Consider the following 7321-nt stretch of genomic DNA (forward strand, 5'->3'; position numbering starts at 1 on the left):
ATGCCGCTGTATGTCGGCGCGGTCTATGCCGCGTGGAAGCAGATGTTCGTGCACCGTGGCAGTCGCGCCGCACCGCCGGTCCCGACCACCCCGACCTCAAGCGACATCTTCCACGCCTGACGAAAAAGGGGACGGTGGGGATTAAGTCGTTTGTGCCACTGTGCCGATAACGACTTAATCCCCTCCGTCCCCTTTTGTTTTTTTCAGGCGGCGGGTTTCTTCACGGCCGACGACGGCACCAGCCAGCGTGCGGCGTGGATGCCCAGCTCGTAGAGCAGGCACATCGGGATCGCCAGCATCAGCTGCGAAACCACGTCCGGCGGGGTCAGCACCGCCGCCAGCACGAAGATGCCGACGATCGCGTAGCCACGGCCTTCCTTGAACTGCTGCGGCGTCACCCAGCCCAGCAGGACCAGGATCACCATCGCCACCGGCAGTTCGAAACTGCCACCGAAGGCGAAGAAGATCGCCAGCACGAAATCCAGGTAGGCATTCGCATCCGGGGTGATCGCGATCACGTCCGGGCTGAAGGTGGTCAGGAAATGGAACACCGCCGGCAGCACCAGGAAGTAGGCGAAGGCACAGCCGGTGTAGAACAGCAGTACCGAAGACACCAGCAGCGGCACCGCCAGGCGCTTCTCACGCGCGTAAAGCCCCGGGGCGACGAAGGCCCACAGCTGGTACAGCAGCCACGGCACCGCCACGAACAGGGCCACGAAGAAGGTCAGCTTCAATGGCGCGAAGAAGGCACCGGCCGGATTAGTCGCGATCATCGTCTGCCCGTTGGGCAGCTGCGAGACCAGCGGTTCGGCCAGCGCGTTGTACAGCTTCTGGGTAAATGGCAGCAGCGCCAGCAGCACCACGCCCAGGCCCAGCAATGCGCGCACCAGGCGGCCGCGCAGCTCCACCAGATGTTCGACCAGCGAGCTTTCGCCGAAATCCTGTTCACTCATGGCTGGCGCTCCGGGCTGCTCTGCGGCGGCGGCGCACCGGCTTCAGGGGGTGTCGCCGGCGTCGGCTCGGGAGCAACGCTCTCCTGTGCCGGCGCATCGGCATCGGGCGCAGCGCTCATATGCGGCGGCAGATCCGCAGGCGCCGGTGCGCGAACCTCCTGCGCCAGCGTATCGCCCTGCTGCTGCGCCTCCTGCGCTTCGCGACGGATCGCCTCACCGCTGGCGCGCAGCTGGTTCTCGGTGTCCTGCATACCCTGGCGCACCTCCTGCATCTGCCGCTTGATGTCCTCGGCCTGCAGTTCGCGTTCCAGTTCCTGTTTCACCGAATCCCACTGATTGCGGGCACGGCGCACCCACAGGCCGGCGAAGCGGGCCGCCTTGGGCAGGCGCTCGGGACCGAGCACCACCAGGGCGACCACCGCGATCACCAGCAGTTCGCTGAAGCCGATATCGAACACCGCAACCGCTCCGGATCAGCGAGCGTTACGGTCGTGCTCGTCCTGCGCGGTGCGCGAGGCGTCCTGGCTGCGCGACTCATCGCCCAGCTGCGCGTTCGGCTTGTCTTCGTCGCGCATGCCCTTCTTGAATTCCTTGACCGCCGAGCCGAGGTCCTTGGCGCCACTGGTCAGGCGCTTGGTGCCGAACACCAGCAGGACGATGGCCAGCACGACCAACCAATGCCAGATGCTGAAACTGCCCATAAAGACGCTCGTTACGTTAGTGATCAGGCTGTCGAGCATAGCGCACCGGGTGTCAGCCGGCGCGCGTGACGAAAGTCAGTTTCCGCCCAGCGTTTCCGTGCGGATTTCGCCGTCGTTGACCGGCTGGAAGCCCTGCTGCGGCGGCGGCGGGTTCTGCGGCACGTTCTGCAGCGGCGCGGTGGTGGCTTCGGTTGGGGCAGCCGGCGCTGCCTGAACAGGCGCCGGCGCAACCGCCGGGGTCGCCGCCGGACGCGGTGCACTGCCACCGTTGCCGTTGCGATTGTTGCGGGCGGCGTAGGTGGCCTCTTCCAGACGATCACGGAAGGCGACCACGTCCATCGACGGCGAACCGGCGGCGCGACCTTCGAAGATCATGCGCGGCGTGGTGTTGCTGCCGTAGGCGTCAAGGTTGGCGGCATCGTCGATCTGCAGCACCGCACCATCCAGCGCGACGCCCGCGAACAGCCCACGGGCACGCGACCAGGACCAGATCTCGGCCTTCAGCTGGCCGTCGGTGGCGGCGGCGGCATTGCGGCCGACCGGACCGGCGGCAACGCCAGCATCGGCGCCGAGCGTGAACTTGCCGTTGACCAGATTGTCCAGGCTGCGGTCGTTGCGGAACACCAGAACCACATCCGAAGATTGCACGCCGGCCTGGAAGCCGATGCTGCCACCGGTGAGCTTCACGAACACCGGGTTGGACCATGCGCCATTGGGCATGCGCACCGACATCAGGCCGTGGCCACGACGACCGCCAATGACAAGACCGGCCTTGATCGTGTCGGGAATGACGATGACCGCGCGGCCTTCGTCGAGCAATTTATCCGGAATGCCCTGTTCAGGAATTTCCTGGATTTCGGCCAGCACGCGCACGGCGTTGCGGGCGCGCTGGTCTTCCTGCGGTCCGGCCATGGCCTGGCTGGACAGCAGGCTGGCGGCGATCAGCAGGGCTTGGATCGGGCGACGCATGGCAGGCTCCAGAAGTCAGTCCATAGGAAAATATAGCAAGTGACTGAAATTAGTGGTGTTGTCATGAATCCCCAATGAGCGTTCCCTGCCCGCATTGATGCGCGCTATGCCTGCAATCCGAACCCTGCATCCCGGTGCGGCGCCGGATAGGCGACAATACCGCCCATGCTCGACGCACCCGATACCGCCGTGCTGGCGGTCAACCTAGGCACGCCCGAGACGCCGACGGCCCCCGCCGTACGCCGTTACCTGGCCGAATTCCTGTCCGACCCGCGCGTGGTCGCGATTCCGGCACTGCTCTGGCAGCCGCTGCTGCGCGGGCTGATCCTGCCGCTGCGAAGCGGCCGGTCGGCGGCCAAGTACGCCCAGGTCTGGCTGCCCGACGGCTCACCGCTGATGGTGCATACGCGCCAGCTGGCGCAGGCCATGCAGGCCCTGCTGCCGACCCTGACGGTACGCCATGCGATGCGTTACGGCGAACCGGCGCTGGCCGGCGAGCTCGACCGTCTTGCCGCCGACGGCGCGCGCCGGATCGTGGTGTTGCCGCTGTACCCGCAGTACTCCACCACCACCACCGCCTCGGTCGAAGACCGGGTCGATGCGTGGCAGCGCCGCAACCCGGGCGTGACCGTGAGCCTGGTGCGGGATTACTCGGTCGATCCCGGCTGGGTCGAGGCCGTAGCCGGATCGATCCGCCGCTACTGGGAACAGCACGGTCGCGGTCAGAAACTGATGTTTTCCTTCCATGGTATCCCGCAGCGCCTGGCCGACGCGGGCGACCCGTATCCGCAGCGCTGCGAGGCCAGTGCGCAGGCCATCGCCAATGCACTGGGCCTGGGCAAGGACGAATGGCAGATGGGTTACCAGTCGCGCTTCGGCCGCGAGCGCTGGTTGCAGCCGTATGCCGAGCCCAGCCTGTGGGCGCTGGCCGAATCCGGCGTGAAGCAGATCGACGTGGTCTGCCCCGGATTCGCCACCGACTGTCTGGAGACGCTGGAAGAGGTTGCGCTGGGCTTCACCGAAACACTGGCCGAGCGCGGTGCGACGATGCGCTACATCCCCTGCCTCAACGCCGAGCCGGAGCATGCACGCGCCTTGGCACGGCTGGCCGTGTCCTCGCTGGCATGAGCCTGCAACCGTTTGAACTCCAGGTCGGGGGCGCACGCGTCGCCGGCCTGCGCAACCACGGCGGCGGCCCACGCGTGCTGGCCCTGCATGGCTGGCTCGACAACGCCGCCAGCTTCGTGCCGCTGGCGCCGCACCTGTCGGCGTTGCAGCTGGTTGCCATCGATCTGCCCGGCCACGGTCACAGCGCGCACCTGCCGGCGGGTGCCAGCTACACCACGGCCGCCGCGATCTGCCACGTACTCGATGTCGCCGACGCGCTGGGCTGGGACCGATTCAGCCTGCTCGGCCATTCAATGGGTGCCGGCATTGCCAGCCTTACCGCCTCGGTCAGCGACCGTGTTGATCGGCTGGTGGCGATCGAAGCACTCGGCGGCCTGCGCGGGCCGGAGGAAGAAACCGCGCATCGCCTGCGCGAACATGTGAACGCCACACGCGCGCTGGCGCGCAAGCAGCTGCGCGTATTCCCCGACCTGGCCGCGCCGATCCGCGCGCGGATGATGACCAACCAGCTCAGCGAACCCTGCGCGCGGCTGCTGGTCGAGCGCGGCGTGGAACCGGTCGAAGGTGGCTATCGCTGGTGCAGTGATCCGCGCCTGATGCTGCCCACCGCGATCCGCCTCAGCGAAGGCCAGATCGACAACCTGCTGCAGGCCATCACCTGCCCGACGCAGGTGATCTATGCCACGCCGGCGCAGTCCTACTATCCCGAGCCGATGCGCAGTGATCGCCTGCAGCACCTGCGTGATGGACGGCTGGCCGTGTTTCCCGGCAACCACCACCTGCATATGGAAGACCCGGCACGCATCGCCGAGGTGATCCTGCGCTTCCTCGGCAACGACAACGCCGGCTGAGTCGCAGCGTCCGCTGCACTTCATTCTGCGCACTTCCGGCCGATACATCAGTTGCGGGCCACTGCGTCCGCAGCACGTGGGCCCGGTCGGGCCTGCGGCGTGTGTCTGGTCCTGCAAGGAAGTCCGCATGCCCGCTCCATTGCTCCGTCACCCACAGGATGTGGTCACGGCGCCCCGTCTGCGCGACGTTGATTGCGTCGCATTCCCCGAATTCCCGGTCCATGCCCTGGCCACGCACTCGTGCGTGCGTCACCGTGTGGCCGTTGTCGTCTGCTGATCCAGGAGTCGCCGATGTCCGCTGCATCCACTCGCCCCCCCGATACCGCCCGCCTGCCGCATCTGCAGCGGCTCGCCCACCGCGCTGACCGCCGATTGCTGATCGGCAGTGCGGCACTGGCGGTGGCCGGCCTGGTGCTGGCCCTGCGCGGGCCTCATGTCCTGACCGCCTCGCTGGTTGCGGCCGCTGTGCTGCCTGCCATCTGGCTGGCCGGTCCCAAAGCGGGCCATAGCGTCACCCGCAATGGCCTGGCGCTGTTGTTGTCGCTGCAGCTGGCAGGGCTGTGCGCGATCGCGGGCCTGTCACCGGCGTTGCCGATTGCACTGCTGCTGGGCGTGCTGTTGAGCCATCGTGATCGCCTGCCGGTATGGCTGGCCGGCGGCATCGGCACGCTCGCGCTGTTGGCGCCGCTGCTGCAGGGCGCAGCAGTGGGACCTACGTTGCTGCAGGCGGGCCTGTTCGCCGGGCTGACGGCATTCCTCGGCCAGGTCGCGCTGCGCCTGCGCCAGCAGACCGAGGCGCTTGGCCACGGCCCGCGCCGGCTGGCTGCGCTGGCCCGCGACATCGCCACGGGCACCGACCTGGGCACACATGCCGACACCGCATCCTATGCACCCGGCTCGTTGGCCCATGCGCTGGCCGATACCGCGCGCCACGTCCAGGCCCAACGTGGGCGTGAGGCTGAGGCGCATGCCGAGAATGCGCAGATCCGTCAGGCGCTGGATGCCTCGCGCACCGCGATGATGATCGCCGACAATGATCACGTGATCCGCTATGTGAACCGCTCGGTGGTGGCTCTGCTGCGCAACCAGCAGGCGACACTGCGCCAGGCCTTCCCTGACTTCGATGCCGAACGCCTGGTCGGCAGCAGCATCCATCGCTTCCATGCCAACCCGGACCGCATCCGCGCCATCCTCAATGGCCTGCAGGCCAGCCACAACGGCAAGGTACAGATCGGCCCGGTGCACTTCGCCCAGGTGGTCACCCCGGTGTTCGATGCACAGGGCATGCGCCTCGGTTTCGCCGTGGAATGGCATGACCGTACCCAGGAGCTGGCGCTGGAGAACGCCGTGGCCGGCATCGTCGCTGCTGCCGCTGCCGGCGATCTCGGCCAGCGCCTGCAGGCAACCGAAGGCGCCAGCTTCCTCGATGGCCTGACCGGTGGCATCAACCAGCTGCTCGATACGCTGGGCAGCACCGTCAACGACGTGCGGCAGATGCTTTCGGCGCTGGCCAACGGCGATCTCGATCGGCGCATGCACGGTGAGTACCACGGTGCCTTCGCCGCGATCCAGCGTGATGCCAACGCCACCGCCGGCCAGCTGGCGCGCATGGTGGGCCGCATCCAGCAGTGCGCGGCCTCGATCAGTACCGCCGCCAGCGAGATCGCTGCAGGCAATGGTGCGCTGTCCGAGCGCAGCGAGCGCCAGGCGGCGCACCTGCAGGAAACCGCAGCCTCGATGGAGGAGCTGACCGCCACCGTGCGCCAGAACGCTGCGCATGCGCGCGAGGCCAGTGAGCTGGCTGCGTCCACGCAGAACGCCGCCAGTGACGGCAACACCGCGATGCAGCGGGTTGTCGACACCATGCAGGCGATTGAAGGCGCCTCAAAGCGGATCGGCGACATCACCGGCGTGATCGATGGCATCGCCTTCCAGACCAATATCCTCGCGCTCAATGCGGCGGTGGAAGCCGCACGTGCCGGTGAGCAGGGCCGTGGCTTCGCCGTGGTGGCCAGCGAGGTGCGCGTGTTGGCGCAGCGCTCCGCCGCCGCCGCACAGGAAATCAAAAAGCTGATCGATGAGGCAGGCCGACAGGTGGGCGAAGGTGCCCAGCTGGTGGCCGACGCCGGCCAGCGGATGCAGGGCATTGTCGGCGGCGTGGAGAATGTCAGCCATCTGATGCGTGAGATCTCGGCGGCCTCGCAGGAGCAGTCGATCGGCATCGAGCAGATCAACCAGACCGTGGTGCAGATGGATCAGGCCACGCAGCAGAACGCGGCGCTGGTGGAAGAAGCCACCGCGGCCGCACGCGAGCTGCAGACGCAGGCGGGGACGCTTACCGAGGCAGTATCGGTGTTCCGCCAGCAGGAACCGCACGAGGTCCCGCGGGCCGCCTGATCCGGGCCTGCAATGCGATCCTGATCAAGACGGCGCCCGCAGGGCGCCGTTTTTTTGCCTGCTTTTGCGTGATGGGTCAGGAAAAGTCCGCTTCCGGACCTGCCGTGAGGAGCGGCCAACCCTGTTTGGCGCCGCATCCACACACGGCGTGGATCTACCGGTAGTGCCGGCCGCTGGCTGGCAATCACAGCCGCGCGCACTGTCTGACCTGCCGCCGGCAGCGGCCAACCCTAGTTGGCGCTGTGGCTGCCCGCGGAGAATATCCACGCATCGCGTGGATCTCCCGGGCGATGTAACGCCATCGGCTTGCCGGCCAGCGGCC

7 protein-coding genes are annotated in these 7321 nt (G+C 67.4%); 3 read left to right on the forward strand and 4 right to left on the reverse strand.

The genetic code is table 11. The features are described 5' to 3' along the window. Positions 1-203: 203 nt before the first annotated feature. The 4 genes from tatC to ABGA94_RS16745 form a co-directional block, all read right to left on the reverse strand. A complete protein-coding gene (gene tatC, locus ABGA94_RS16730; RefSeq protein ID WP_005420449.1) occupies positions 204-953 on the reverse strand; it encodes a twin-arginine translocase subunit TatC in 750 nt (249 codons plus the stop codon). Next, complete coding sequence (tatB, locus tag ABGA94_RS16735) at positions 950-1411, reverse strand: Sec-independent protein translocase protein TatB (RefSeq protein WP_111129269.1); 462 nt, start codon at positions 1409-1411, stop codon at positions 950-952. The genes tatC and tatB overlap by 4 nt, the downstream gene beginning before the upstream one ends. Before the next feature lie 15 nt (positions 1412-1426). Further along, positions 1427-1654 (reverse strand): Sec-independent protein translocase subunit TatA, encoded by a 228-nt coding sequence (tatA, locus tag ABGA94_RS16740; protein ID WP_005420453.1) that lies wholly within the window; start codon positions 1652-1654, stop codon positions 1427-1429. A 75-nt stretch (positions 1655-1729) separates the two neighbouring features. Continuing rightward, the gene (locus ABGA94_RS16745; RefSeq protein ID WP_375367820.1) at positions 1730-2623 is read right to left on the reverse strand and encodes a lipid-binding SYLF domain-containing protein; all 894 of its coding nucleotides are present in this window, start codon (positions 2621-2623) and stop codon (positions 1730-1732) included. 165 nt (positions 2624-2788) lie between these two features. Here ABGA94_RS16745 and hemH point away from each other — a divergent pair, with 165 nt between their 5' ends. The 3 genes from hemH (at position 2789) to ABGA94_RS16760 (ending at position 6999) form a co-directional block, all read left to right on the forward strand. Continuing rightward, positions 2789-3751 carry a ferrochelatase gene (hemH, locus tag ABGA94_RS16750; protein WP_375367821.1) on the forward strand — a complete coding sequence of 321 codons (963 nt, stop codon included), beginning with the start codon at positions 2789-2791 and terminating at the stop codon, positions 3749-3751. Then, the gene (locus tag ABGA94_RS16755) at positions 3748-4602 is read left to right on the forward strand and encodes an alpha/beta fold hydrolase (RefSeq protein ID WP_005420457.1); all 855 of its coding nucleotides are present in this window, start codon (positions 3748-3750) and stop codon (positions 4600-4602) included. Before hemH ends, ABGA94_RS16755 begins: the two co-directional genes overlap by 4 nt. Before the next feature lie 291 nt (positions 4603-4893). Then, on the forward strand, positions 4894-6999 hold the full coding sequence (locus ABGA94_RS16760; protein WP_197598751.1) for a methyl-accepting chemotaxis protein: 2106 nt from the start codon (positions 4894-4896) through the stop codon (positions 6997-6999). The last annotated feature ends 322 nt before the right edge of the window (positions 7000-7321 follow it).

Source organism: Stenotrophomonas sp. 3diitr2024 (assembly GCF_042136455.1).
GTDB classification, from domain to species: Bacteria; Pseudomonadota; Gammaproteobacteria; order Xanthomonadales; family Xanthomonadaceae; genus Stenotrophomonas; species Stenotrophomonas sepilia.